A 25,626-nucleotide genomic window follows, 5' to 3' on the forward strand; every position below is an offset into this window, starting at 1 on the left:
CGAGCCGAATTCATTTGCCTAAGAGGCGGAATGGCGGGAAATTGACTGGGGTTGTCTGCTGAGCAACCAAGTGTGGCAACGGCATGATGACGGGAACGTCCTCCAGGGAGGAGAAAATGGCCGACCATTCAAAGCTCAAGGGACCCGATCTGGCCCTCGGTATTGCACTCGCCGAACTGGCAGACGGAGGCAAGCTGGTCGGTCATTGCGACGGCGAACCGGTGCTCTTGGTGCGCCGCGGAGCAGAGATATTTGCGGTTTCTGCCAGTTGCTCCCACTATGGCGGACCACTGGTAGACGGTCTCGTCGTCGACGATACCGTTCGCTGTCCTTGGCATCACGCCTGCTTTGACCTTCTCACCGGAGACGCGCTGCGGGCGCCGGCCCTATCGCCACTCGCTTGTTGGTCGGTCGAGCAGCGCGACGAAAGGATCTTCGTCGGCGAGAAGCGCAAGAAGCTGTCCCCCACCGCGCGCGAAAGCAAGACAGGTGCTCCACCAGAGCGGATCGCAATCGTCGGCGGTGGGGCGGCCGGTTTTGCCGCAGCGGAGAGGCTGCGGCGGGAGCAATATCAGGGCGACATTGTCATGATCAGCGACGATGAGGCAGCGCCCGTCGACCGCCCCAACCTCTCAAAGGACTATCTCGCAGGCAAGGCTCCCGAAGACTGGATTCCGCTGCGCAACGAAAACTTCTATGCCAAGAATGGCATCGATCTACGCCTCGGCACCAAGGTCACCAGTATCGATATCGGTGCCAGCGAGGTCGCGCTCGCCAACGGAGCACGGGTAGCATTCGACAAATTGCTGCTCGCGACCGGTGCCGAACCGGTGCGACTGACCATCCCCGGCGCCGACATGCCTCATGTCCATACGTTGCGTTCGCTGGCCGACAGCCGCAGGATCATCGCACAAGCCGGCGCCGCGCGACGCGCTGTGGTACTCGGCGCCAGTTTCATCGGTCTCGAGGTTGCCGCCGCTCTTCGAACCCGGAGCCTCGAAGTGCATGTGGTGGCGCCCGGTGAACGGCCCATGGAACGAGTGCTGGGACCACAGATGGGCGACTTCATTCGCGCTCTGCATGAGGAAAATGGCGTCGTCTTCCACCTGGGAGATCGGGCGGCGAGTATTAGTGCGAGCGAGGTCCTGCTGAGCAGCGGCAGCACCCTGGGCGCCGACATCGTCGTTGCCGGCATCGGTGTGCGGCCGCGGGTCGATCTTGCCGAAACAGCCGGTCTCGCCACTGATCGAGGCGTCCTGGTCAGTTCCTATCTCGAAACCAGCGTCTCCGGCATATATGCAGCCGGCGACATCGCGCGGTGGCCTGACACCCACAGCGGCGAAAACATCAGGGTGGAGCATTGGGTGGTGGCGCAGCGGCAGGGTGCTACCGCGGCGCTCAACATGCTCGGACACCGGAAGAAATTCACGGATGTACCGTTCTTCTGGAGTCAGCATTACGACATTCCGATCAATTATGTCGGCCATGCCGAGGGATGGGACAAAATCGAAGTGGAGGGCGATATTGCCGCTAGGGACTGCCTCGTGCGCTACAAGCGTGGTGGGCAGGTCCAGGCAGTTGCCACGATCTTCCGCGATGTCGAAAGCCTCCGAGCAGAACTGGCGATGGAGCACGGCACGGCCTAGAACGTGACGGGATCATGAAGTATGCATGCGTTTTGCCCGAGCGACCGGCAAAACATCCAGACTGGCCCAGGAGTGGAATCCCCAGCGACTGGAAGCGTCCGCTCGAACGCTGGTTATAAGCGTCCATAAGCGACAGGATCGGTACCCAAAACAGCATACCACCACTACGCGTGCATTTCAGGGTTAGGCGTCGGTCAGGGCAGCCCGTGTCTTGTCGAGCGAGAGCTAAGAAAGGGCCCACTTCTGGCACTTTGATACAGGGCATGCAGCGCTTCCAAGTGCCTACGAGATCGTTAGTTCCGATTCCCGATTCCACCAAGCCGCCGGTTCTGCCGGCGCTTGGGTTGGAAGGCGTAACAGTAATCGCAGCACTAGCTCAGCATGGCGGAGGAGAGCCGCCCCCGTCATTTGCTGGCTAGTTTGAACAAACCGCGGCTTCCCGTTCAAGCTTTCGCGCATACTCGGTAAGTGGGTAGCAAAGCACAAAGAAGATGACAGCGACTAGCCCGTAAACCTTGAAAGGTTCGAACGTCGCGTTGTTGATCGCGTTTGCGGTCCTCATCAGTTCCTCAAAGCCAAGAATGGACGTCAAGGCTGTGCTCTTGATGAGCTGCACGAGAAACCCGACGGTCGGTGCCCGGGTTATCCTGAAAGCCTGTGGGAGGATAATGAGCCGAAGCTCTTGCAGGCGGTGCAGACCGAGACTTGCGCCAGCGTCCCACTGACCGCGCGGGAGCGCCTCGACGCCGCTCCGCCAGATCTCCGCGAGATACGCGCTTGCATAAAATGTCAGCCCACATACGGCAGCAGTCCAGGGCTCGATGCGGAATCCCAACATGGGCAAGCCAAAAAACATCAGGAAAAGCTGCATGAGGAGCGGCGTCCCCTGGAACAGCGCGATGTAACCTGACGCCAGGCGCCGTGGCCAAGAGGCCTTCGATATACGAGCAAAGAGGATTGCCATGCCGACGCTCGCCCCGCCAACAAACGCAGCAATCGACAGAAGAAGCGTCCAACGCGTCGCGAAGACAAGATTGCGCAAAATATCCCAGAACGTGAACTCGATCATGATATCCCCGCTCCAAGGAACCGGCGACCACCAGCAATCAGCAAACGCCTGAGGCTTGCTGACATGGCAAGATAGATCATCGTCACGACAAGATAGGTCTCGAATGAACGAAAGGTGCGGGCTTGCAATAGATCGGCCTCTTGCGCCAGTTCGCGAACGGAAATCTGTGAGACCACAGCCGATTCCAGCATCATGATGACAATCTGACTTGTGAGGGCCGGAAAGATAATCTTGAGCGCCTGGGGCAAGACGACTTTGAAAAATACGTGCCTGGGCTTCAGTCCAAGCGCCCGTGCGGCCTCGCCTTGCCCCTTGGGGATAGCATCAAGCCCAGCGCCTACCACCTCGGTCGTGTAGGCCGCCATGTTGAGGGTCATGGCGAGTATTGCCGCGGTCACCGGATTGAGACGGATTCCGAGGCTTGGGAGGCCAAAGAAAATGAAGAACAACTGGACCAGAAACGGCGTGTTACGGATGACTTCAACGTAGATGCCAACAGCCCGGCGCAACCAGCCGAACCGGCTTCTTCGCGCCGCAGCGCCGAAAACACTGAGTACCGTCCCGAAGACGGTGGTGCAGGCAATCAGCAAAAGCGTCATGCTTGCGCCATATGCAAGCGCTCCCGCGCCGCCCCAAAGCCAATCGAAGCCAAGGCTATAGGTCATCGCCACTCCTTTCACGGCGGGGAGCAGTCATACGATCAATCCTTGAGATTTTCAGGGTTGAGTGGCGTCTTCAGCCAGGCCTTCGAACTAGCGTCGAGTTTCCCCTCCGCGATCATCTTGGCAACCACGTCATTGACGGCGTTCTTCAGGCCATCCTCGCTCTTGCGAAGAGCAATGTGAGAAGGCGACGTCAAGAGCTGGAACTTTTGTTCCGGTTTCAAGGCGTCCTGACGTGCCAGAACCTGCGCTCCAACATCGTTGCCAACCACCATCAATTGCGTTTGACCCGAGATGAAGGCCTGGATAACGGAATTGTAGTTTTCGAAGCGCTGGATTGTTGCCGACGCGGGGGCGGCTGCCGTCAGGGAGGTGTCTTCGAGCGTGCCGCGGTTCACGGCAATCGTTTTGTCGGCGAGGTCGTCCTTGCCGCTGATGGCGACGGCTGCCGGCCCTATGACCGCGATGTAGTACGGTGCGTAAGCGGCAGCGAAATCAATTACTTCTGCACGCTCCTTGGAATAGCCGACGCTCATCAGAATGTCGACGCGCTTATCGTTCAGATAGGCAATTCGGTTTTGTCCGGTGACGCCTACGAGGTTGAGCTTCACGCCAAGACTGTCGGCAATGTTCTGAGCGACATCGACATCGTATCCCTTGAGGCTCATGTCCGCGCTGGCCGATGAAAATGGCGGGAAGTCGGAGAAAATGCCTACGCTGATTTGGCCAGCAGCCTTGATGTCGGCGAGGTCGTCGGCATGGGCCGACAGTCCGACCAGAGCGAATGCCGCGGCAGTTGCGATGGTTCTTCCTAGTTTGCTGATATTCATTTTATGTTCCCTTTTTCTTGGTTCTAGATGGAGACGGCGATCCCAACCTCTCAGGCGGCGTTACGCACGGCGGGGCTGAGCATGGCGAGGCAAAGCAATTCGAATAGGACCTGCGCGGCAATCTGGGCCGTGTTGGTGGTCGCGTCATACTGCGGCGCCACTTCCACCACGTCACCGCCAACAAGATTTACTCCGCGGAGGCCTCGCAAGATGGCGAGAACTTCTCTCGGAAGCAATCCTCCAACCTCGGGTGTCCCGGTTCCCGGCGCAAAGGCGGGATCAAGGCTGTCGACGTCAAAGCTAATGTAAGTTGGACCGGAGCCGACGACCTCGAGGGCACGTGCGATCACGGCCTTGATACCCATCTCCGCGACTTCCTCGGCGTGTATTACCGTCATGCCCGAAGCAAAGGAGAACTCCCAAAGATACTCGGCTCCGCCTCGAATGCCTATCTGGATCGTTCTTCGAGGGTCAAGGACGCCGGCAAGGACGGCCTCTCGGAACGGAGCGCCGTGGTGGAACTTGGAACCCTCGTATGGGCCAGCCGTATCGCAATGGGCATCGATGTGAATCATGCCAACAGGGGCGCGGCTCGCGAACCCCTTGAGGATGGCACCGGATATGGAATGATCTCCACCAACCGACAGGGGGATCACTCCAGTATCGGCGATCATGCGGTAGCTGGCTTCGATGTCGGCATGGCATCCCGCGAGATCGAAGCGGCTTCTCATCGGAACATCACCGACGTCGGCGACCTTGAGCGTGCCCATTGGAGCAACCCCGAGAACATGCTCGTAGGGCCCGACGCGTTCGATCGCCCGAACGGCTCTCGGACCCAACCGCGACCCGGCGCGATTGGTGACACCAAGGTCCATCGGCACGCCGATCAAGGCCACATCCAGTGCTGCAAGCACATCCGATCTGATGCCGCCCTCGATAAAAGACGCGCCAAGGAAGGTCGCCGGATCTGCAAACGGCCACTTGCGGCTGTCGCCATCTTTGAAGACACTTGCCGCAACTTCGCGAAAGTGTGGATCGTGCATTTCGCCGCCGGCGGCATTGCCGAAGCGACGGCGAAGGTCCTCCAGAAAGTCCTGGTCAATCGTCAAGATAAGTTCCCCGGTTCTCGGTCCGAGATGGCATCATTCGCCCAGCCAGAATCCTTTACAACCTTGATATTTCGTGAGGGCCTATAACGATTTCTGATAGTCTGGCAGCCTCGACCGCCATTTTCGACGACAGGCCCGTTCAGATAACTTTATAAGGGCATGGGCGATCCCCGGCCCGTTGCCTCGCGGATGCAGATCGTTCAATGTCGAATTTCGCTGTCATGAGCACATTCGGATAGCTCGCCTTTAACGCAACCGAAGACGCTGTCGAATGCTTGATCTCGATTCATATCTGCTACGGGCTTTCCTGACGGTCGCCGAGATCGGAACGGTCAACGGCGCCGCTGCCAAATTGCATCGAACTCAAGCGGCGGTCAGCATGCAAATCCGCAAGCTCGAAGAGCTCGTGGGGGTAACGCTCTTTTCTCGATCCTCCAAGGGACTTGAGCTCACGGCTCACGGCCAGGTCATGGTGGCCTATGCCCGGGAGATCGTGCTGCTCAGCGATGAGGTCGGCCGTCGGCTCACCGGAAAGGTACTCCAAGGACGCATCCGTCTCGGGGTCGTCGAAGACTTCGCCGCCAGTCGACTGATAAACATCCTTCGTGACTTCAGGGCCCAGAACCCGAAGGTGGACATCGACATAATCGTCGAGCCCAACCGGCGTCTGGCGGAAATGTTCGAAGAGGGGAAGCTCGATCTTGCCGTGTGCGACATCACCGTTCTCAACAGGAAACCAATCCTGATCTGGACCGAATACCTGACATGGGTCGTCAGATCGGATTTTGTGGTCGACGCCAGCAGACCGCTCCCGGTCATCATGTTTGACGAGGGTTGCCCCTGGAATCTCCAGACGATCGCCACGCTGTCGCAGCGAAACATAAAATGGAAGACGGCCTGCGTCGCGTCCACGTTGGTTGCCATGGCGACGGCGGTCAGGGTTGGCATAGGTGTCGGTCCCATGCTTGAAGCCACGATTCCCGAGGGATGTCGCGCGCTCGACAAGGCCGCCGACCTACCCGGCGCCGTCCGCATCGAGATTGGATTTTATGCTCAGTCCGAGGCGTCCGAGGGCGCCCGCTATCTTGTCGAGTTCGTGTCGCGACACACCGCGATGACGGACCGCCCATAACATTCCGTTATAGCCGCGAAAAATAAAACGGCCTGTTCAACTGGCGCGGTGGCTGCAATTTGGCCTTGGCAGCAACCGACGCGCCAATTGAAACAGGGAAACCGGCCGATGGCTATCGAGCACGCGTCCGTCGACGAGGCGTCGCCACTTCAAACAGTCCATATCATCGGCCAGACCGCCAATTTCGCCGCCGGAAGCAGCATACGCGCACAGGCTGCCGAGATCCTTGATCGTATCGATGCCCTGCTCGCGATGGAGGGTACAGACAAGTCAGAACTGATCCAAGCCAACATCTGGCTTCGCGATCTCGGGTCTTTTGCCGAGATGAACGCCGCTTGGGAACAGTGGGTAACTCCGGGCATAACGCCTCGCCGAACAACTTTTGAAGAGCATGGTCTACCAGCACTATGTGACCTTCGAGTCGACGTCATCGCCTGGCGAAAGAGCCAGGAGTTTGCGTCGTCGTAAGGTACAATTCAAAGCCGTAGAGCACGCCCCGTACCACGACAAGCGATTGCCTGGTGGAGCTTCACGTTGTGGGGCAAGCCCGATCTCGCTGCGCGTGTCCTCGAAGCGCTGACGAGGTTTTCAAGAACGCGGTTCGGCAGCACATGGTGCTTTTCCTTCGCCTCGCGCAGCTTGTCTTCGCCGCGGCAGCTTTTTGGCCCTCTCGAGGGCAGCGGAACGGCCGCCGTCTGACAGCGCCTTGGTGTTGGCTTTTCCAATTGTCGCCTTCCCGCGCTTGGCATCTGCACTACTTCATCTTCGCTTCTCAAGGGGTAGTGGGAGGCCTCGGATAGTTATTGCGGAACCCAGCCGAGGCCCTCTTTTTACCGCAGTGTTTCACCGGGCCGAAAACTCTGAGCCTCCCGCGCTACCGCCTCTAGTGCGCCAGCAACGGAACCGAATTCTTCCGCCGGTGTTGTTGTCTCACCGCAAATATCCCATGGAGGAAGCAAGCGATGAGCATTTTTGACCGCATTAGGAACGCCATTTTGGGCGACGCACAGGCGGCGGCACCTGTCCGACCTGCTTCTCCCTTGACTCCATCACCGGATTTACCCGCCGATATCGTTCCGCCGCCAAGACCCGGCGCACCGCAGTCGGGTCAGATTGCCGAGCGACCGCCGATTATTACCGATCCGGCGACAGGTGCACCTCCGCCAGCCCCAACTCCTGCAGTGGATATTGAGGACGTACTCGATGAAGCCGTGAGAAACTCGGGACAGAAGCTCGATTGGCGCCATTCGATCGTCGACCTCATGAAGGCCGTGGGGATGGACGCAAGCCTACAGGAGCGCAGGGAACTGGCTAGGGAACTTGGCTATGCCGGAGGCCCAAACGACAGCGCGAAGATGAACACCTTCCTGCACAAGACACTGATGAAGAGGCTGTCTGAAAACGGCGGGAGGGTACCGCCCGACCTACTTGATTAGCATCTCGCGGCAAGCGACAGGGCATCCCCGGCCACCGGCGCAACATCGATCCAGACAACGCGATAAGCTCGTGGTGAGATTCTGAGCTTCCGGGCGTTTGAGCCGGAAGCAATCCTGGGCAGCGTGTCGTCTGATCGCAGGCCTCCTATCCGGCCACGATACCGACAATCACAGTTCCCCAGGTTGTGAGCAGGATATGGCCGATCGGAACGGTCGGCGTGTAGCCAAGGACGGCAACGCTGCTTTCCGACCTGTCCTGGACGGCCGCCATGCCCGCTGTCATCGTCTGCGCACCAGCCAGCCCTCCGAGCAACAGGATGGGATTCATCCGCAACACGTAGCGCCCGAAGTAAAGGCCAGCCAGCAAGGGAACAATGGTGACGACCATGCCGCCCAGCAACAGGCCGATCCCGGCTTCGGCGATGGCCGAGACGAAGACAGGCCCGGCATGCAGACCGGTCATGGCGACGAAGGCCGCCAGACCAAGCGCTGTCATGAGGGACACGGCGGCGTCCGGTATCCGACCGAAAAGCGGAAACTGCGTGCGCAGATGGCCGACCAGCAAGCCGGCGAGCAGAGTTCCCACGCTGGTGCTCAGGGAAATCTTCATGTCACCGATCGGAACGGTGACGATAATGCCGACCAGACCACCAAGGAAGATTGCCAGACCGAGCACAAAGAAGTCGGTGGTCGTTGTCGGCGCGACGATGACGCCAATCTGCTTGGCCGCCTGCGACACGACATTGTCCGGGCCTACCAAACGGAGGATATCGCCCCTTTGGACCGCAACGCCCGGAGCCAAGGGAATTTCGTGGCCACCGCGCGTGATGCCGCGCAGATAGAGACTTCGTGCCCAACTCTCTTTCGAGAGATGCTCGATCGTCTTGTTGGCGAAGGTCCGGGATGTCACCAGGACGTCGGCCACCGAGACCGGGATATCGAGCAGGTCGCTATCCTCGACCTCCTCCGCCCGCGGTCCGAGCACGTTGATCAGCGCCTCGCGAGATCCTGAGACGGCGACGATGTCACCGGCTTCGAAGACGATTTTCGAAGGGTCTTCCACGATCGCGCCTCGTCTTCGCAACCGCTGAACGAACAGCCGGTGATAGGGAAAGGACTCCTCTGCAGCCGTCATCGACAAGCCTACAATCGGCGCACCCTCGGCAATGCGATACGCGCGAACTTCAAACCTTCGCCAGGCCGAAGCGACGCCCGGCACCGTGCGCGTCATCCCAAGCTCACGCTCCAGTTTGAGCGCTTCGGCGCGCAAATCCACGCCCAAGAGTTTCGGACCGACGAGACTGCAGAACAGGATGACGCCCACCGCACCGAAGACATAGCAGACTGCGTCGGCGACAGCGACGTGAGCGACGAAGCGGGCGCGATCTGCGTCCGGCAAGGGCAACGCATTGATCGCCTCGGTTGCCGTTCCCATCGCTGGGCTTTCCGTAAGTGCGCCCGATACCAGCCCCGCGGCAAAGCCCGGGTCGAGACCCAGCATGGTCGCGACGACTATGGCAGTCAGCAGACCGGTCACGCAGACGACAACGGCAAGCAGCACGGGCTTCATCCCGTCCCGCTTGAGGGCCTGTAGAAATTGCGGGCCGACGGAATAGCCGATGCCGAAAAGGAAGAGGAGAAACAGGAAGGATTTCGCCATTCCGGCGATCGGCACCTCGGCGATCTGCCCGATAATGATGCCGGCAAAAAGGGAGCCGGTGACGGGACCGAGACTGAACCCGCCGATTTTCACCCCGCCGATCAGGTATCCGAGGCTGATTGCAAGAAACACGGCAAGCTCAGGATACCTGACCAGAATTTGCTCGATCCACGCCATGACCATTCCCCCGAATGATGCCTTGGGCGGCGTCCGAGTTACAGCGCCGCCGGCAACCTACGTTCACCGTGCGCCGGCCGCGGTGGCGCCAATTGGCTGACAAAGACGCCGCCGCCGCGGGTCAGCGTTTCGCCTTGGCGGCTACCGCATCAGGCTTGACCAGCTTCAGTCCCCTCGCCTTTTCGTAGCCATGGATCTCCTTCACATCGAGCTTGCGCATGAAATCGATCGTCTCCTGCGTCAGCACCTGGCCAGGCACCATGATCGGAAATCCAGGCGGGTAAGGAATGACAAAATTGGCCGAGACCATTTCCGGGCCCTCGCGCAGTCTTCGATCGCATTCGGCACCGTTCAGCGGCACGTATTCGCACAGCGATGCATCGTAGGCGTTGAAGAACGCGCTTCGCATGTCACCTTCGGGCGTCGTGCGACCCGCATCGCTGCGGTACAGCTCGTGGAAATGGCTGAAATTCGGAAGGCCCGGCACATCCGTCATCAGCGACTTGACGCGCGCCTCGAAAGCGGCGCGCTCGGCTTCGCCACCATCTGCCAGCCGCTTCTCTATCCCGTGGCAAATCTCGACAAGGACCCGGATGAGGTGGGCGACATCACTGCGCGTATTGTTGATGTTCGACTGCAGCAACACGCTGTTACGCGAGGTCTTGTTCAGCTGGATACTGTACTGGTTTGCCAACAGCCCCTTGAACTGCGTTCCGTCGAAGCCGGCGGTGCCGCAAACCAGCGTCATGCGCGTCGGATCGAGGTAGAACTCGTCCTCTCGCATTGCCTTGACGGCCGTCGCCCAGTTGGAACCCGGTGCAAGATAGTCCTTGAAACCGGACTGCCGGTAGGCCTCCGGGATCATTTGGTCAGCACCGAGGACGCGGAAGTATTTCGAAATCAACGGGTGTTCGTTCACCGCCTGCCGGATCTTGAGCGCGATCTCGATCGCATTCATCACCAGCCCGTACCCTTCGAGCTCCATCTGTCGGCGGGCGACATCGAGACTGGCGATGAGCTGCTGGTTCGGGCTCGTCGACGCGTGCGTGAAGACCGCCTCATGGAACTGGGCCTCGACCGTATGAAAATCGACGTCCTTGACCAGCAGCATGGACCCCTGGCGGATAGCCGACATCGACTTGTGCGTCGAGTTGGTCTGGTAAACCCGAAGACGCACGAGGCGCGGGTCGGGGATCAGTCGCGTGGCAAGCAACATCTCGTCCGACGGGCTGTCGCCAAGCTCGGCGTGCTGCTTTTCGTAGGCCGTGACGGATGCGGGATCGCGCAGCCATTCCTCGATATCGGCTGCAGCGCCCATCGCCGTGCGCGGACGCAGGAATGGCGAGAAGCGGGCAAACCCTGACCAGGCCTCGTCCCACAGGAAAATGAGGTCAGGCTTGATGGCAAGGCACTCCTCCATCACCCGCCTGACGTTGTACATATGCCCGTCGAAGGTGCAGTTGGTGAGGTCAAGCAGCTTCAGCCGATCGAGCCGCCCCTCTGCGCGAAGCGCCAGCAACGCCTGCTTGATCGTAGCGAGCGGCACGGCGCCATACATCGAGTATTCCGTCATCGGAAAGGCTTCGACGTAGTAGGGCTGCGCCCCAGTGAGAACCATTCCGTAGTGATGCGACTTGTGGCAGTTGCGATCGACCACGGCGATGTCGCCGGGCGCAAGCAGCGCCTGGACGGCCATCTTGTTGGACGTCGACGTACCATTGGTAACGAAAAACACGTGATCGGCGCCAAAGGCGCGCGCGGCCATCTCCTGCGAACGCTTGATGTTGCCCGTCGGCTCCAGAAGGCTATCGAGGCCCCCTGTGGTGGCGCTGCTTTCCGCCAGGAACAGGTTGAGGCCGTAAAATTCGCCCATGTCGCGAATCCAGTCGGACTTGAAGACCGACTTGCCGCGCGCGATCGGCAATGCATGGAACGTACCGATTGGTCGGCGTGCGTATTTCTTCAGATTGTCGAAGAACGGCGTTTCAAAGCGCGCCTGCACGCCTTCCAGAACCGCCAGGTGCAATTCGAGCAGTTCCTCGACCGCATAGAAAATGCGGCGGACGGCATCGGCTGCCGGATCGCCGGCGATTGACTCGACATCGCGGTCGGAGAGCAGATAGACGTCGAGTTCCGGACGAATGCGCCTCAGCGCGCGGGCAAGGCGCAGCGCCGATGCGTCGGGACTGTCGGTTTCCCCGAGCGGATCCAGAACCGAGCGAAGCACTGACACATCGTGCCGCGAACGGTAGGGGAACCCTTCTGCCAGGACGACGGAAACGATGTCCGGGTTCAGCACCGCAGCACAGACGGCGTCCTCGAAGGAACCAACGATGACGGGTTCGTAGACGAAAGCATCTTCCCGACGACGCAGCCGGCGGATTTCCTTGGCGAAAGCCGGCCACCGCTCGGCCGGCTGGCTGTTGACGAACAGCACTTCGAAATAGGGCCGATGTCCGCCCGCCTCGCCCGTGGCAGGCGGCATGATGTCCGCCACTTCATCAGGGGACATCTCTTCATGGGCGTCCCACTCGCCTGCACGGCCGCGATAGGCGTGCGTCAGCAGTCCGTTGGAGATACGTCGCGCCAGTCGTGCGGTCCCGCCCGCGTCGTCGGTGGCAATGCGCTCGCGCAGCGCCGTCAGCAACCGCTCTCCGGGATAGGCGTGGTACTCCTCTGCCGCGGCAAGGTTCGCCAGTGCTGCCTCCAACACTGCCCTGTCGCCGCGCTTTGCTGCCCACGCGTCCGCTAGGCTGGTCACAGCACGCCAGTTGTCGGCGCGCGCCTGATGTATCAATAGGAATTGATCGATATGTGCGCTCTTGACTGGCATCCCGATCTCCATATTTGGGTCCGACTGCGGTCTCGCTGCTCTGCTATCCGCAGCTCCCGTGCGTGTGCCGATGGGGCTGCGCTGGCGGCCAGGTCAAATCACGGTGGCACCCACTCAGCATGCTACCCACGTGCCACGAGTCCGGTTCTCCCGGTCAGCCAATTCCACATGATCGCGAAGTCGATATTCGCTCAACAACGGGTACTTGCGAAGGTAAAATACCGTAAGATACCACCAAGATGAGGTATCTTACTCTCCTGCCGCTCTGTGCCTCACGTCTATTTCAGCCTAAAGAAACCCAAATAACGCTTCTTCAACGTCGGTTCATCGGCCACATTGTGGACGGCCGGTGATGAGCCGACCGTCGGTGATGGCAAAGGGTTGCCAGTTGTCTTTCTTCTCGAAAAGTCGGCCGAGCCGTTTAAGTTCGTCCTCAACCAGGAAGGGCACGACCTTAGTCAGTTGAACCTCCTCCTCTGTGTTGGTGAGACGGTATCGCGATCCATTGGCCAATGGCCAGATCGGACTGATGATGTTCTCAGGTTGCCTGGATCGACCTGAACCATAGGAGACCGAGTTGAATGCGAGCGTCCCGAACGTGCTCTCGATTCCACTATACGAAGGTCTCGCCGATACCTTAGTGCAATGGCTGTATTTCCTCTTTGGTGACTTGTTACTCGGCAGCAAGCTAACACCAGGAGGCTCTCATGTCCCAGAACCAGCCAGCGGTTTCGCGTCGTACACTTCTTGCAGTAGCAGCATCAATCAGTGCATTGGGCGTGCTTCCAGAAGCGTTTGCCGCGAGCGGCGATCCAAACGCGATCAAACCATTCCGATTCTCGGCTAAGGATGCGGAGCTATCCGACCTTGCCCGGCGGGTCGCGGCGACCAGGTGGCCTGACCGGGAAACGGTCAAGGATCACTCGCAGGGCGTCCAGCTCGCTACCATCAAGAAGCTCGCCGATCACTGGGCCAAGCACTACGACTGGCGCAAAATCGAAACGAAACTGAACTCCTACCCACAGTTCACCACGAAGATCGACGGGTTGGACATTCACTTCATCCATGTGAAATCTAAGCACACAAACGCCCTGCCGATCCTTGTCACCCATGGATGGCCCGGTTCCATCATCGAACAGCTCAAAATCATCGAGCCCCTGACCGATCCGACCGCGCACGGCGGCAGTGCCGAAGACGCCTTCCATGTCGTCATCCCATCGCTTCCCGGCTACGGCTTCTCCGGCAAGCCGACGGAGCCCGGATGGAACCCTCCTCGCATCGCCAAGGCCTGGGCCGTGCTGATGCAACGCCTCGGCTACGCAAAGTACGTCGCGCAGGGCGGCGACTGGGGCAATGCGATTACCGAACTGATGGCTGTGCAGGAACCTCCGGGATTGCTCGGCATCCATACCAACATGGCGGCAACCGTTCCCGCCGACATATCCAAGGCACTATCCGCCGGCAGCCAGCCCACCGGCCTTTCGCCTGATGAAAAACGAGCATGGGATCAGCTCGACGATTTCTACAAAAATGGTCTTGGTTACGCCATCGAGATGAACAACCGGCCGCAGACGCTTTACGGCATCGTCGACTCACCGATCGGGCTTGCCTCATGGATGCTCGACCATGACATCCGCAGCTATGACATGATCGCTCGCGTCTTCGACGGCAAAACGGAAGGCCTGACAAAGGACGATATCCTTGACAACATCACGCTCTACTGGCTGACCAACACGGCGATCTCTTCCGCCCGCCTCTACTGGGATAACGCGCACTTTCCTTCGGGTGGTTTCTTCGATCCGCGCGGCACCAAGATACCGGTCGCCGTCAGTGCCTTCCCGGACGAGATTTACCAGGCTCCCCAGAGCTGGGCCGAGAAGGCATACCCGAAGCTCATCTTCTACAACCGGCCTCCCAAGGGTGGCCACTTCGCAGCCTGGGAGCAGCCGATGCTTCTCACGGGCGATCTGCGCGCCGCCTTCAAACCGCTCCGCAAATCGATCTGACGGCGGCTGCGGCGTTCTCCGATGCCGCAGCTCATTCACCATTCCCATCCAATGGATGAAGGAGAAAGACAATGTCAGACAACCAGATCGTCGATTCCAGCTTCACGGCCATCATCAACGCACCGATCGAGAAGATCGACATCCCGACGTGGTGCTTCACGCTGTCCGAAAAGGAATACCAGGGCTGCTCGCCCGCCCATATCGCTGCCGGCTTCACGACCGCTCCGGACGGAACGCGCATGTCGATCAACGTCGAAACGATCGGCGGCAGCCTGATGGTGCAGCACTACGTCGAAACGCTCGGCGAAAAGGATCATCTGATCCTTGATTCCGACTCAGATGTGTTCACGCCGACGGGCCGCGTAACCATTCACGTGACCTGGGAACTAAGCGTCAAGGCAATCGACAAGAATCGCTGCGAATTCACCAACCGGGTGCAGTCCTTTGCGACCCAGGAAATGCTCGCATCCCTCGATCGGCAGGGCATCCCTTTCGAAATCTTCCGCACACAGCGCCAGCCGATGTCGATCGCCCACAACAAGGGCGAGACGCCGCTGTTCGCAGCCAGCATCGAACGCCACGCGCTTCGCAGCCAACAGCCCTCGAAAGCAGCCTGAAGCTCAAAGGAGCCGATAATCATGCATCTGTCCTACGAGCGCGCTACCACCGGCCTTCTGGTGGTCGACCCATACAACGACTTCATCTCTGAAGGCGGCAAGATCTGGCCACGCATCAAGGAAGTCGCCGAAACCAACAATTGCGTGTCGCACATGGAGCAAGTCCTCAATACGGCACGACAGGTCAAGATTCCCGTCTTCTTTGCCATGCACCACAGGTACCGCGAAGGTGACTACGAGAACTGGAAGTACATCGCGCCCATTCAAAGACTGGCGTGGAACCGTAGGAGTTTCGAATACGGCACCTGGGGCGGCGAGTTCAAGGCCGAGTTTGTACCGGCGTCCGGCGAGATTGTCGCCTCGGAGCATTGGTGCTCCAGCGGCTTTGCAAATACCGATCTCGACCTTCAGCTCAAGAGGCAGGGCATTCACAAACTCATTGTCATCGGACTGATCGCACACACCTGCATCGAGGCGACCGTGCGTTTCGCGGCAGAGCTTGGATACGACGTGACAGTCGCGAAGGACGCCGTGGCCGACTACTCCGACGAGATGATGCACGCGGCGCTGGTGATCAATATGCCGAACTATGCGAGCGCGATCGTAACCACTGAGCAGATTGTCGCTGCGCTAACGTCCATGGAGCCGGTGGCGCCCGCCGCCTAATACAACCGTCATATCGGCTGCCCAAAAATATCAACGCTACTCGTGCGTCGTACGAGACAATAGGCGACGTCGGTTGGTTCCATCGCAGCTTCACGCCGTTGATGCCTCGATCAATGCCTTCGCCTCGAGGAGCCTGGGGCTGCTGAAGCCTTCAGTGAATCGCCGATAGATGGGAAGGAGAACAGTCGGAACGCTTGCCTCGCGGAAGGCACCAAGGCTGACGCCCGCGCTCAATTCCCAATATAGTGCTCCCTGCTTCGATGCTTCCGCCATCGCCTGCTGAAAGAGACCTTCGATCAGGGACGTCTCGCTTAAGCCTTGCGCCCTAAGAACTTCTGCTTTCCGCCTCAGAATTTCGGGCACCATCCAACGGTAGCCTTTCTCTTCTGAGAAAAGCAAAGCGTTGCCGACCTCGTTCAAGGCCTCGTTGAAACGCCCCATCGACTGTAGCGCAGCCGCTAACTCACAAAGGTAGAACGGATAAAACAACAGGTAGGCCCCATTACGCAGTTCCGCGAGTCCGGTTCGAAGAGCCTCGATACCAGCGGCCGGGCTACCCAATCGATAGGCGAGACTGCCCTTGATGCACAAGCCGGCGGCATGGAAGGGTTGAAGACCATGCTTGGATGCCTCCACCAAAAGCTCCTCACCCCATTCCTGCGCGCGGTCCAGATCGTTAAGCGTCAACGAAACGAAGGAAGCCGACCATGCGAGCGCGACGCATAGGACGAATGGCTGCCGTGTCTCTCGTGCCTCCTGTATGGCGACCTCTGCCGTAAGAATTGCGGCGTCCAGTCGGCCACCTGCGATCAGGTTCACTGTGTTGTGAGCCAAGGACGATGTTCGTACGTCCGCTTCCAATCGCAGCAAGTCTGTCCGGCGATTCTCCAGCGGATAGTGTGTGGCCGCCCATTCCAGCCTCTCACCAGCTTCCTGATGGAGCGCGTGATAGGTTTGGGGAATGCCGACAAGCCATGCGGCCGTTGCGCGTCCACGCACGTCCTGCTCGTCAACTGCCCCCTCATATTCGCGCGCATAGGTTAGAGCGTCGCTCAATTCCGCCGAGCGGGCGGAGAAGAGCCATAGGGCGCAGGTTAGGCGCTGGCGATAGTCGTAGTCGTTCAGATCTCTGGCAAGTGCCAGCGCGCCGGTGAGCACTTCCTTTCCGCGCTCGTTCATTCCCTGAGTGTAGATGAGTGCGTACCCTAGAGCACATCGCAAGACCATCTCGGTGCGCGAGCCGCTTTCTTCTCCGATGTTCTCCAGCGCGCGCTCAGCCCAGTCGCCGGCTTCGGAGACCAGCGATATTGCCGTCCAAAAGTCGCTTGACGCGGCGGCAAGCTTCGCGCCGAGCACGCCATTGCCGCTGTCCGAGAACGCCCATCTCAAGGCCGCACGTACGTTGTCGGTCTCCTTTCGGTAGCGACCAATATTGTCGAGTGCTGTCTGAAGGGAGCGCTCCTCCGAAAAAGGTTTGAACAGCTTGAGGAAGTACTTTGCAACTCGACACATTGTTCGCCGAAATTCGTCCCGAACTCCGAGCTTTTCCAGCGAGTAGACCCGCACAGTCTCAAGAAGGCGCCAGCGCGGAGCAGCGTCGAAACCGTCGAATGCGATCAACGATTTTGAGACAAGATTCGATATCGCCAGCGCCGTTTCCGCTTCCCCGTCGCCGCTGACGGCTACCGCCGCGTCCAAAGTAAAGCCGCCGGGAAAAGTCGCCAGGCCACAAAGCAACTCCCGCTCGGTGTCCGGCAGAAGTTGATAGCTCCAGTCCAGGGTAGCGCGGAGCGTCTGATGACGAGGCAATGCCGTCCGGCGCCCGCCAGTTAGCAGTACGAAACGATCATCCAGCCGGCCGGCGATCTGCTGTATTCCCAACGTCGCAGCGCGGGCCGCTGCAAATTCGATCGCCAGCGGTATGCCGTCGAGATGCCGGCAAATCCCGGCAATAGCCAAGAGCTTCTCCGTGTCGGCCGCGAAATCCCACTGCAGCGCTCGAGCGCGTGCCACAAATAGCTGGATGGCACTGTGTTCGAGAGTGCCGGTCGCCTCCTCCCTGGCTGGCACCTCCAACGGCGGGACGCGATAAGCGAACTCTCCCTCGATTCTCAGCAATTCTCGACTTGTCGCAAGGACCGTCACATTTGGGCACGTGCGGACGAGTGCCTCGATCATCATTGCGGCAGCATCGATGACGTGTTCGCAGTTGTCGACAACGAGCAGCATGGTTCGCCCGCCAATGCACCGCGCGACGATCTCGGCCGAGATCTCATCACCTTGAAGTTGCAGGTCGAGAGTTTGAGCCAGAGTTGTCGGAACAAGGTTGGGGTCCTGAAGCGAAACGAGCTCGATGAAGAAGGCGTCTCCTTCGACGCTGGGCAAAAGACTACGGGCGATTTCGGATGCAAGTACCGTCTTGCCGATCCCACCGGGGCCTGTCAGCGTCACGACCCGATAAGCAGATGCGAGCGTAAGAAGCTCAGCCACGGCACTCTCACGACCGATAAGATCAGATATCGACGCCGGGATCTTGGAAACGTAGCGGGCGTCGGCTGAAGGAGTTCTAACGGACGGCGCCGTTTCGTTGAACGATGGCGCGCCAGATTTCCAGTTGCCAAGAAGTCGATATCCACGGCCTGAGATCGTCTTAAGCAGATTCCGGTCTTTTCCCAAAGCCTTTCGAATGGCCGATATGTGGACCTGGAGTGTATTTTCCTCAACAACGATCCCAGGCCACACGCGGCGCATCAGATCGTCCTTTGACACGGCGTCTCCGGCGGCCACTACAAGGACCTCGAGGATGTCGAATGCGCGGCTTCCGATCGGAACGGGTGCGCCGAGAGCCCGGAGTTCCCGCTTTGCGAGATCCATCTCCCAACCACAGAATTCGAAAAGGCCCCGTTCGATCTGTCCCAAAGCGATCCGATCTCTCTTGCCAATGCCAGATAGCATAGCGGCATCTGTAACCGCCGCGGCGATTTGTGACGGCGGAGGCGCCGCACCGGATACTTCAGGATATTTCAGATTCTCTCAAGCCACTTAAGTCGCTTCACAGGCGGTATCGGTTTAGACAATAGCCATTCTTACTGGCGAGGTTCGCGCTCGCAGCGCATTGCAGGCACAGGCACTACTTCCACGAGAATTTCTCTTTGAACCGGAGGAGAATGGCATGTACAATGGCGGTCTGCTTCAGACATCCCAAAGTAACAAGACATCAGCATCCGACGCGCCGTCCGTATCCGTCGTGAGCAACAATGATGAGATCGGCGAGATCTTGCCCGAGCCGTTGCGGTCGCGCGGCTGGCGACCTGAAATTTTCGGATCAGCGGATGAATTTCTCTCCGCCCGGCGCGTATCGAGCTTCGGGTGCATCGTCCTCGATGCTGATCTGCCCGATCTGGATGTCCAAACTCTCACCCGGATCATCTGCTTTTACGCGATGCATTGCCCGGTAATTCTACTAACGAGCCACGACCATCACGGCATGACCATGACGGCATCTCGGTTCAATTTTACAATTATGTCGAAGCCGGTGAACACGGTTGCTCTTGTCGAAGAGATACAGGCCGCCATTGCATCAACCATCAAGGTCAATGAACTCGACCGGCGTTATCGGTCGCTCTCGGTGCGCGAGCGCCAGGTTATGCAGTTCGTGGTGGCTGGGCTACTCAACAAGCAGGTCGCCTATGAACTGAGCCTCAGCGAAATCACGATCAAGGCCCACCGCGGGCAGGTGATGAGGAAGATGCGGGCACGATCGTTGCCAGAGCTCGTAAACATGGCTGCCAAACTCGAACTTGCCGCTGCACCGTTACACTAAACGCGGGTCAAGCCGGGGCGCCATTTGCACCGGCTCCGATGAGACACCGAGAAATAAGCTTTCGCAACCAGCGCTCCAGTGTTCCTCCCGCCGTTTGGAGCTCGCGGATCCCCCTCCCACGATCCGCCAAGGCCGTCTCCACTGCGCCTGGAGACGGCGTTCTCTGCGTTGGAGCGTGGGGCGCCGATCGTATGGAATCGATCATGCGAGTGATATTGGGCATATCAGGCTGGCGGACAGCGCCGATAACCGCCAGCTCTGCCCCCTTGGTCATTTGCGTTCGCCAAAGATTAGCCGTTGGTAATCGGCAAGCATCTTTGGGTCTTCGATCGATCCGTGATGGTGAAGCAGCCGCCAGGCGACGTCCTTTCGGACAAACCACCGCGTCGTCCGAAAGGCGACGTCGATCGTCTCGCGCGGTGTCTTGCATTGGCCTCGCTCGCGACCGACGAAGAGATGCCAATCAGCTCCGCCCTGGCTCGTGAAGTCGTGAAAGGTGACGTGGACCTCAGCCTGGCCCTCGAAAAGCCTGGAGTAGCCTTCGGAGATCGAAGGCCACCCTCGGCGGATGCCGCCGATGGGATTGTCCATGCTTGGAGCCTCCCCGTCGAACCAGACCGACGCCAGCCCGGCCATATCGCAGCTGTTGAAGGCTCTATAAAACTCTATCAGAGCGTCGAGAGGACTACCGTCACTGGCCTTCGTTTCGCCTCCACTGATTTCAATGAGACGCCGTTCCATCGCCAATCCTTTCGTTTCTTCAAAGGCGGCCGTTGGGAAATAGAAACCTGACCAACCTTCTGCGTGCTATTTCGATCGTGGCTTGCTTATCAAAAGCGCGATCCGACACACTCCCAGGCTCAGGCTTGCGTCCGTCCTTCGATGACTTTGAGAGCATCCTGGTACAAGCGCCGCGTCAGATCGCCGGCGGACAGCCTCGGTGCGAGCTTCGCCGCCTGCCCTGACCAAAGATTCGTGAAGTCGCTCCTGGCCGCCTCCTCCGCTTTCACCTTGAGTGCGACGAGAGCGGCTGCTGCGGTTGGAAACGGTGGGACGCTTTCGGAGAGCGGCCCGAGCTCGTGCATTATGCGATTGACCACGCTTCTGGCGGGCCTGCCGGTGAAGACGTTGGTGATCGCGGTGTTGTCGTCGCGCGCATCACCGAGCGCTTGCGCATGGACGGCAGGGATCTTTGCTTCGGGGCAAAAGAGGTACGCGGTTCCGATCTGAACCGCGGAGGCACCGAGCATCAAGGCGGCCGCTACGCCTCGCCCGTCAGCAATGCCTCCTGCCGCGATGACAGGGATGTTCACGGCGTCAACAACCTGCGGAACCAGCGCCATCGTTCCAACCTGCGTGAACATGTCATGCGTCAGGAAGTTTCCGCGATGGCCACCGGCTTCAAAACCCATTGCTACGACAGCGTCGACGCCGTTTTCTTCTAACCAAACGGCCTCGGAGACAGTTGTGGCCGAAGAGATGATCTTCGCGCCGGTCGCCTTCACTCGCCGCACCAACGACTTCTCCGGCAACCCGAAGTGAAAGCTCACGATCCCCGGCTTGAACTCCTCCACCACCTCGCAAAAAGCGGAGTCGAAGGGCGCACGTCCAGCTCCCGCCACCGGTGCTGCCGGGTCGAGGCCGCTCTCGACGTAGTATGGCGCGAGTAGCGCCCTCCATCGCATCTGCGCGGCTGGATCGAAGGGCGGCGTGTGATGCGCAAAGAAGTTCACGTTCAAAGGCGCCTTCGTCGAGTTCCGGATACTCGTCAAGGCCCCCTTTAGCTGATCAACGCTCAGCAGCGCGCTCGGCAGTGACCCCAGGCCCCCTGCTTGCGCAGCCGCGACCACCATCTCATTCGTGGTCGAGCCAGCCATGGGCGCTTGAATGATAGGGATTTCAATCCCGAGCAAGTCGAGAATTCGGCGATCAGGCCAGCGCGTCATGTCGGACTCCACGTCAATTCTTGGCCCGACCCTCATAGCTCTGGTGCTCGTTGCGGTCCATTGCACCTTGGTGTCTACGCGCACCATCGATCCCAAAGTATCGGGGACACCTTGGTACAATAGCGCCTCGAGGAAATCGGCGCGATGGTTGTGGAGAACGCAGGGCGTAAGCCCCTTGGGTCCCGGCGTGGCCGGCACCACACATCAATTACCAAACAGGCCGACCTGCCCTCGAGGTGGGGCGAACGGCTTTTGCGTCAAAATGGAGGCATGTATGAGTGTGCAAAAGACCGTCGTGGTAACCGGCGCCTCGCAGGGGATCGGTGCCGGTATCGTGAAGACCTTCCTCGACAAGGGCTACAATGTCGTCGGAACCTCGAGACGCATTAGGGAGACCGCACTCTTCGACCGTGCTGAACGCTTGGAACTCGTTGACGGCGACGTCAGCGATCCAGACACCGCCGAACGGGTCGCACAGCGGGCAGTCGAGCGGTTCGGATCTATCGACGCCCTGATCAATAATGCGGGAATCTTCTTCACAAAGCCCTTCCTGGAATACACAGTTGACGATTTCCGGCAGCTCTCCGCGACCAACGTGGAAGGCTTCATCCTTTTCACCAATCATGCGATCAGACAGATGCTTCGCCAGAAGTCTGGCGGAAGCATCGTCACCATTACGTCGTCCCTTACGGATCACCCGATCGCGGGCGTGAAGGCGTCGTTGCCGATGATCACGAAAGGTGGACTCAACGCGATCACCAAAAGCCTCGCGCTGGAATTCGCCGCCGACAACATTCGCGTCAACGCGGTGTCGCCAGGCGTCGTCGACACGCCGCTGCACGCGTCCAACCCGAAGGACTTCTTGAAATCGCTGTCGCCGATGGGAACGATCACCGCGGTGCAGGAGATCGTCGACGGCGTCGTCTATCTGACGGAGTCCGCAAATATCACCGGGGAGGTGCTGCACGTCGACAACGGCGCACATCTCGGCAAATGGTAGCCCGCGGCCCAGAAGCGCGACTGGAGGAATTGGCAATTGCCTTGCCTCCTCCGCCCACCCCTTTCGGCGCCTACGTAGAAGCTGTCCAGTGCGACACCCTTTTGTTCCTCAGCGGCATGTTGCCAGTGGTCGGACATGATCCGGCTTATTATGGGCGCGTCGGCGAGGAATTGTCTGTCCTCGAAGGTTATGACGCGGCGCGGACGGCCTGCCTCAGCGGCCTTGCCGCTGCCAAGGCGCAGCTCGGATCGCTGGATCGCATTCGTCGCATCGCCAAGCTCGGCGTCTACATCGGTACGCCGGGAGATTTCCGTGAACATCCGAAGGTCGCCGACGGCGCCTCGGAACTGCTGCTCGATGTGTTCGGTGCGGATCGGGTCCCGCCACGTATCGTCCTCGGCGTCGCCAGCATACCGCTCGGCATGCCGGTCGAAGTCGAACTCGTTTTCGAGATCGAGCGCTAAACCTTTCTCTTTCAATCTGAACGATGGAGTAACTCATGAAGATCAAGCCAACGAATCCGAACAACGTCGTCATTGTCTCGTTGAAATTTCTGACGGCCACCGCCCTTCTGATGCTGCCCGCTCTCGCGCTTTCCGGCCAGGCGGTCGCCGAAAAAACCACCCGTCCGGCGGGCGAGCAAGCTCAGCCTGCAAGCGAGCATACGCAGATCAAGGTCGACAAAAGAACCCCGGCGTACTGGCGGGTGACTTTCGACAACCCGCCGTTCAACATCTTCGGGCCGGAGACCATTCCGCAGATGGAGAAGGTCGTCGCCGAGATCGAGTCGGATCCCGACCTGCGCGTCGTTGTCTTCGACAGTGCGGTGCCGGGCTTTTTCCTGACCCACTACAACTTCACGCCCCCACTTTCCGAATCCACCAGCCTGCCGTCAGGGACGACGGGACTTCATCCGCTTCCGGACATGTTGGTTCGCATCAGCAAGGCGCCGGTGGTTTCCATCGCACTGATCCGCGGACGCGCAACGGGAGTCGGTAGCGAACTTGCGCTGGCGAGCGACATGCGCTTTGCGAGCCGAGAGAAGGCAATCCTTTCCCAATGGGAGGTCGGCGCAGGCTTCGTACCCGGTGGTGGTCCTATGGCCCGGCTTCCCCGTCTTATGGGCCGGGGCCGAGCGCTTGAGGTTCTGCTCGGCTCCGACGACATTAGTGGCGATCTCGCCGAGGAGTACGGTTACGTCAACCGGTCGTTCCCCGACGACAGGCTTGACCCCTTCGTAGACGCGCTTGCCACTCGCATCTCCGGCTTCGACCGCCAGGCGATTGCCGACACCAAACGTCTCGTCGATTATGCAAGCCTGCCGTCCGACCCCGAGATCGGCGCCGGGTGGGACGCGTTCATCACGTCCGTACAGCGCCCGGTCGCACAAAAGAACATCGGCAAGCTGATGGATATGGGTCTGCAGACCAATCCTGATATCGAGGCCAGACTTGGTCACTACACGGGAACCTTGGCAGACAAATAGATGTAGCGTGTGTTCGTACAGGCCTTGGCTGGTAGTAGGGACACCTCAAATGACCGCGCACAAAGCAGGGCGAACATGATTAGGAAGCGCGCACCGATTGCTCGCCGGGATCAAGCCGACCTTCCACGTCGAGGCGATACGCCCATGACGCGCGTGAAAGCGGTGCTAAACGCCGCCTCGGAACCATATCCAACCGAGGCAGCTACCCGAGCCACCAAACTGCCCTTCTGGCGACACCATTGGATAATGGACGATCCCCCCGAGGCGAGCGCATCGTGTGCCTCGTCGCGGGAAGTTCCCCGCAGCAATTTTACCGAGGGATGACAAGATGAATATTCAGGAGCGTAGCACGAGTGCGACAAAGACAGTGAAGAATGTCGACATGAAACTGGAGGTCGTCGTGATCCCAGTTTCGGACGTCGACCGCGCCAAGGCATTCTATACCGGACTTGGATGGCGTCTCGACGCCGACGTGCCCGGCAAGGACGGCTTCCGCGTCGTTCAAGTCACGCCGCCGGGATCGCCCTGCTCGGTGATCTTCGGATCGAACGTCACATCCGCGGCGCCGGGCTCCGCTCAGGGGCTGCATCTTGTCGTATCAGACATTGAGATGGCTCACGCGGCACTGGCCTCACATGGTGCTGAAATGAGCAACGTCTTCCACGACGTCGGTGGCGTCTTTCACCACAAAAACACCGATGGACGGCTGCCCGGCCCACACCCTTCGCGCGCCAGCTATGGATCGTTCGCATCCTTTAGCGACCCGGACGGCAACGGATGGCTCCTCCAGGAGATTACGACGAGGCTACCGGGTCGGATAGAGGCCAACGGCGCGACGTTAGCCTCCGGCAGCGATCTGGCAGCAGCCCTTCGGCGCGCTGCGGCTGCCCATGGCGAGCATGAGAAGCGAAACGGGGGCAAGCATGACCATGACTGGCCCGATTGGTACGCCGCATACATGCTTGCCGAGCAAGCAGGGGCCGATCTTCCGGAATGACATGATCAACTGCGCGCCGCCCCAACGGACTAGGTGCCTTGGCGGCGGCGAACTTCCGATATTCCGCGGTCGGCAGCCGCCCCATCCCCAGTTATCGAGGTCCACTTCCTCGATCACCCTGTAGGTCAGCGACGTGTTGAGGACCTCGAGCAGCACCTGGCTGACGCCCGCAATGATGCGGGCCTTCTCTTCCGCCGTAACCGACTGGCGGTCCGGTGCAGTGCCACAGTTCGTTCGCGGGTGACATACACGTTTACAATAGGCATCGTTTCGTACCCGTTGCCCTCAGAAGCCAAGCGCCGACCGGTGCTTCTGATGGCGAAGATCGATTCCGGAGAGATCGACACCTTGAACTCGCCAAGTTGGGCAAACGCATCTTCTTAACGCCTTGACGTTTGCGCGCAGGAATTATGGTCGGATCGTTGCCATTTAAAGATTTGGTTGCGGGGGCAGGATTTGAACCTGCGGCCTTCAGGTTATGAGCCTGACGAGCTACCGGGCTGCTCCACCCCGCGCCAGCGCAACTCCTTC

The 25,626-nt window shown here is 59.6% G+C and carries 21 protein-coding genes, 1 tRNA gene and 1 pseudogene; 12 read left to right on the plus strand and 11 right to left on the minus strand.

All coding sequences use genetic code 11. The annotated features are described in order from the left end of the window. Positions 1-116 precede the first annotated feature (116 nt). The gene (locus tag FHX16_RS10540; RefSeq protein WP_183861962.1) at positions 117-1,646 is read left to right on the plus strand and encodes an FAD-dependent oxidoreductase; all 1,530 of its coding nucleotides are present in this window, start codon (positions 117-119) and stop codon (positions 1,644-1,646) included. A 415-nt stretch (positions 1,647-2,061) separates the two neighbouring features. Here the strand turns inward: FHX16_RS10540 and FHX16_RS10545 are convergent, their stop codons facing one another. From FHX16_RS10545 to speB, 4 genes are read right to left on the minus strand one after another with little or no spacing between them, the layout of a single operon-like run. Beyond that, the gene (locus FHX16_RS10545) at positions 2,062-2,715 is read right to left on the minus strand and encodes an amino acid ABC transporter permease (protein ID WP_183861964.1); all 654 of its coding nucleotides are present in this window, start codon (positions 2,713-2,715) and stop codon (positions 2,062-2,064) included. Next, positions 2,712-3,380: an amino acid ABC transporter permease gene (locus tag FHX16_RS10550; protein WP_183861966.1), complete on the minus strand. Its 669-nt coding sequence runs from the start codon at positions 3,378-3,380 to the stop codon at positions 2,712-2,714. Before FHX16_RS10550 ends, FHX16_RS10545 begins: the two co-directional genes overlap by 4 nt. Positions 3,381-3,415: 35 nt before the next feature. Then, positions 3,416-4,207 carry a transporter substrate-binding domain-containing protein gene (locus FHX16_RS10555; protein WP_016555211.1) on the minus strand — a complete coding sequence of 264 codons (792 nt, stop codon included), beginning with the start codon at positions 4,205-4,207 and terminating at the stop codon, positions 3,416-3,418. A 50-nt stretch (positions 4,208-4,257) separates the two neighbouring features. Next, entirely contained in the window at positions 4,258-5,316 is a 1,059-nt protein-coding gene (gene speB, locus FHX16_RS10560) for an agmatinase (protein WP_183861968.1), read from the minus strand. A 271-nt stretch (positions 5,317-5,587) separates the two neighbouring features. On the opposite strand from speB, the gene FHX16_RS10565 reads away from it, so the two are divergent. The 3 genes from FHX16_RS10565 (at position 5,588) to FHX16_RS10575 (ending at position 7,884) form a co-directional block, all read left to right on the plus strand. Beyond that, the gene (locus FHX16_RS10565; RefSeq protein ID WP_016555213.1) at positions 5,588-6,448 is read left to right on the plus strand and encodes a LysR substrate-binding domain-containing protein; all 861 of its coding nucleotides are present in this window, start codon (positions 5,588-5,590) and stop codon (positions 6,446-6,448) included. Between the two features lie 108 nt (positions 6,449-6,556). Further along, positions 6,557-6,916 carry a Rid family hydrolase gene (locus FHX16_RS10570; protein WP_183861970.1) on the plus strand — a complete coding sequence of 120 codons (360 nt, stop codon included), beginning with the start codon at positions 6,557-6,559 and terminating at the stop codon, positions 6,914-6,916. Between the two features lie 494 nt (positions 6,917-7,410). Further along, the gene (locus tag FHX16_RS10575) at positions 7,411-7,884 is read left to right on the plus strand and encodes a DUF3597 domain-containing protein (protein WP_183861972.1); all 474 of its coding nucleotides are present in this window, start codon (positions 7,411-7,413) and stop codon (positions 7,882-7,884) included. Positions 7,885-8,029: 145 nt separating this feature from the next. Here the strand turns inward: FHX16_RS10575 and aspT are convergent, their stop codons facing one another. Both aspT and FHX16_RS10585 read right to left on the minus strand, forming a co-directional pair. Then, on the minus strand, positions 8,030-9,721 hold the full coding sequence (gene aspT / locus FHX16_RS10580) for an aspartate-alanine antiporter (RefSeq protein WP_183861974.1): 1,692 nt from the start codon (positions 9,719-9,721) through the stop codon (positions 8,030-8,032). 121 nt (positions 9,722-9,842) lie between these two features. Further along, positions 9,843-12,554 (minus strand): decarboxylase, encoded by a 2,712-nt coding sequence (locus tag FHX16_RS10585; protein ID WP_259127648.1) that lies wholly within the window; start codon positions 12,552-12,554, stop codon positions 9,843-9,845. A 707-nt stretch (positions 12,555-13,261) separates the two neighbouring features. Here FHX16_RS10585 and FHX16_RS10595 point away from each other — a divergent pair. From FHX16_RS10595 to FHX16_RS10605, 3 genes are all read left to right on the plus strand, one after another. Further along, entirely contained in the window at positions 13,262-14,560 is a 1,299-nt protein-coding gene (locus FHX16_RS10595; protein ID WP_259127651.1) for an epoxide hydrolase family protein, read from the plus strand. A gap of 71 nt (positions 14,561-14,631) precedes the next feature. Beyond that, positions 14,632-15,177, plus strand: coding sequence for a hypothetical protein (locus FHX16_RS10600; protein WP_183861980.1), 546 nt, complete (start codon positions 14,632-14,634; stop codon positions 15,175-15,177). 21 nt (positions 15,178-15,198) lie between these two features. After that, positions 15,199-15,843 carry an isochorismatase family cysteine hydrolase gene (locus tag FHX16_RS10605; RefSeq protein ID WP_210296668.1) on the plus strand — a complete coding sequence of 215 codons (645 nt, stop codon included), beginning with the start codon at positions 15,199-15,201 and terminating at the stop codon, positions 15,841-15,843. A gap of 90 nt (positions 15,844-15,933) precedes the next feature. Here the strand turns inward: FHX16_RS10605 and FHX16_RS10610 are convergent, their stop codons facing one another. Next, entirely contained in the window at positions 15,934-18,762 is a 2,829-nt protein-coding gene (locus FHX16_RS10610) for a helix-turn-helix transcriptional regulator (RefSeq protein ID WP_259127755.1), read from the minus strand. A gap of 253 nt (positions 18,763-19,015) precedes the next feature. Between FHX16_RS10610 and FHX16_RS10615 the strand changes: the two genes are divergently transcribed. Then, a complete protein-coding gene (locus FHX16_RS10615) occupies positions 19,016-19,666 on the plus strand; it encodes a response regulator transcription factor (RefSeq protein WP_183755355.1) in 651 nt (216 codons plus the stop codon). Positions 19,667-19,936: 270 nt separating this feature from the next. Here the strand turns inward: FHX16_RS10615 and FHX16_RS10620 are convergent, their stop codons facing one another. Further along, positions 19,937-20,407: a nuclear transport factor 2 family protein gene (locus FHX16_RS10620; RefSeq protein ID WP_259127654.1), complete on the minus strand. Its 471-nt coding sequence runs from the start codon at positions 20,405-20,407 to the stop codon at positions 19,937-19,939. A 119-nt stretch (positions 20,408-20,526) separates the two neighbouring features. Then, complete coding sequence (locus tag FHX16_RS10625) at positions 20,527-21,612, minus strand: nitronate monooxygenase family protein (RefSeq protein ID WP_183861984.1); 1,086 nt, start codon at positions 21,610-21,612, stop codon at positions 20,527-20,529. A 274-nt stretch (positions 21,613-21,886) separates the two neighbouring features. Here FHX16_RS10625 and FHX16_RS10630 point away from each other — a divergent pair, with 274 nt between their 5' ends. The 4 genes from FHX16_RS10630 (at position 21,887) to FHX16_RS10650 (ending at position 25,095) form a co-directional block, all read left to right on the plus strand. Beyond that, positions 21,887-22,612 carry an SDR family NAD(P)-dependent oxidoreductase gene (locus tag FHX16_RS10630; RefSeq protein ID WP_183861985.1) on the plus strand — a complete coding sequence of 242 codons (726 nt, stop codon included), beginning with the start codon at positions 21,887-21,889 and terminating at the stop codon, positions 22,610-22,612. Continuing rightward, entirely contained in the window at positions 22,606-23,076 is a 471-nt protein-coding gene (locus FHX16_RS10635; protein ID WP_183861987.1) for a RidA family protein, read from the plus strand. Before FHX16_RS10630 ends, FHX16_RS10635 begins: the two co-directional genes overlap by 7 nt. Before the next feature lie 35 nt (positions 23,077-23,111). Beyond that, a complete protein-coding gene (locus FHX16_RS10640) occupies positions 23,112-24,098 on the plus strand; it encodes an enoyl-CoA hydratase/isomerase family protein (protein ID WP_183861989.1) in 987 nt (328 codons plus the stop codon). A 328-nt stretch (positions 24,099-24,426) separates the two neighbouring features. Next, positions 24,427-25,095: a VOC family protein gene (locus FHX16_RS10650; RefSeq protein ID WP_183861991.1), complete on the plus strand. Its 669-nt coding sequence runs from the start codon at positions 24,427-24,429 to the stop codon at positions 25,093-25,095. A gap of 52 nt (positions 25,096-25,147) precedes the next feature. On the opposite strand, the pseudogene FHX16_RS10655 reads toward FHX16_RS10650, so the two are convergent. Beyond that, positions 25,148-25,361 (minus strand): annotated as a pseudogene (locus tag FHX16_RS10655) (4-oxalocrotonate tautomerase family protein); the annotation flags it as partial. A 172-nt stretch (positions 25,362-25,533) separates the two neighbouring features. After that, positions 25,534-25,610: transfer RNA gene (locus FHX16_RS10660), tRNA-Met, on the minus strand. Positions 25,611-25,626: the final 16 nt, after the last annotated feature.

Source organism: Rhizobium sp. BK661 (assembly GCF_024808825.1).
Taxonomy (GTDB): domain Bacteria; phylum Pseudomonadota; class Alphaproteobacteria; order Rhizobiales; family Rhizobiaceae; genus Rhizobium.

What these genes read in the sequence shown, in the direction of transcription:
- FHX16_RS10540 (WP_183861962.1), top strand. Translation starts at nt 117, where the DNA reads ATGGCCGACCATTCAAAGCTCAAGGGACCCGATCTGGCCCTCGGTATT.
- FHX16_RS10545 (WP_183861964.1), bottom strand. Translation starts at nt 2,715, where the DNA reads ATGATCGAGTTCACGTTCTGGGATATTTTGCGCAATCTTGTCTTCGCG.
- FHX16_RS10550 (WP_183861966.1), bottom strand. Translation starts at nt 3,380, where the DNA reads ATGACCTATAGCCTTGGCTTCGATTGGCTTTGGGGCGGCGCGGGAGCG.
- FHX16_RS10555 (WP_016555211.1), bottom strand. Translation starts at nt 4,207, where the DNA reads ATGAATATCAGCAAACTAGGAAGAACCATCGCAACTGCCGCGGCATTC.
- FHX16_RS10565 (WP_016555213.1), top strand. Translation starts at nt 5,588, where the DNA reads ATGCTTGATCTCGATTCATATCTGCTACGGGCTTTCCTGACGGTCGCC.
- FHX16_RS10570 (WP_183861970.1), top strand. Translation starts at nt 6,557, where the DNA reads ATGGCTATCGAGCACGCGTCCGTCGACGAGGCGTCGCCACTTCAAACA.
- FHX16_RS10575 (WP_183861972.1), top strand. Translation starts at nt 7,411, where the DNA reads ATGAGCATTTTTGACCGCATTAGGAACGCCATTTTGGGCGACGCACAG.
- aspT (WP_183861974.1), bottom strand. Translation starts at nt 9,721, where the DNA reads ATGGCGTGGATCGAGCAAATTCTGGTCAGGTATCCTGAGCTTGCCGTG.
- FHX16_RS10585 (WP_259127648.1), bottom strand. Translation starts at nt 12,554, where the DNA reads ATGCCAGTCAAGAGCGCACATATCGATCAATTCCTATTGATACATCAG.
- FHX16_RS10595 (WP_259127651.1), top strand. Translation starts at nt 13,262, where the DNA reads ATGTCCCAGAACCAGCCAGCGGTTTCGCGTCGTACACTTCTTGCAGTA.
- FHX16_RS10600 (WP_183861980.1), top strand. Translation starts at nt 14,632, where the DNA reads ATGTCAGACAACCAGATCGTCGATTCCAGCTTCACGGCCATCATCAAC.
- FHX16_RS10605 (WP_210296668.1), top strand. Translation starts at nt 15,199, where the DNA reads ATGCATCTGTCCTACGAGCGCGCTACCACCGGCCTTCTGGTGGTCGAC.
- FHX16_RS10615 (WP_183755355.1), top strand. Translation starts at nt 19,016, where the DNA reads ATGTACAATGGCGGTCTGCTTCAGACATCCCAAAGTAACAAGACATCA.
- FHX16_RS10620 (WP_259127654.1), bottom strand. Translation starts at nt 20,407, where the DNA reads ATGGAACGGCGTCTCATTGAAATCAGTGGAGGCGAAACGAAGGCCAGT.
- FHX16_RS10625 (WP_183861984.1), bottom strand. Translation starts at nt 21,612, where the DNA reads ATGACGCGCTGGCCTGATCGCCGAATTCTCGACTTGCTCGGGATTGAA.
- FHX16_RS10630 (WP_183861985.1), top strand. Translation starts at nt 21,887, where the DNA reads ATGAGTGTGCAAAAGACCGTCGTGGTAACCGGCGCCTCGCAGGGGATC.
- FHX16_RS10635 (WP_183861987.1), top strand. Translation starts at nt 22,606, where the DNA reads ATGGTAGCCCGCGGCCCAGAAGCGCGACTGGAGGAATTGGCAATTGCC.
- FHX16_RS10640 (WP_183861989.1), top strand. Translation starts at nt 23,112, where the DNA reads ATGAAGATCAAGCCAACGAATCCGAACAACGTCGTCATTGTCTCGTTG.
- FHX16_RS10650 (WP_183861991.1), top strand. Translation starts at nt 24,427, where the DNA reads ATGAATATTCAGGAGCGTAGCACGAGTGCGACAAAGACAGTGAAGAAT.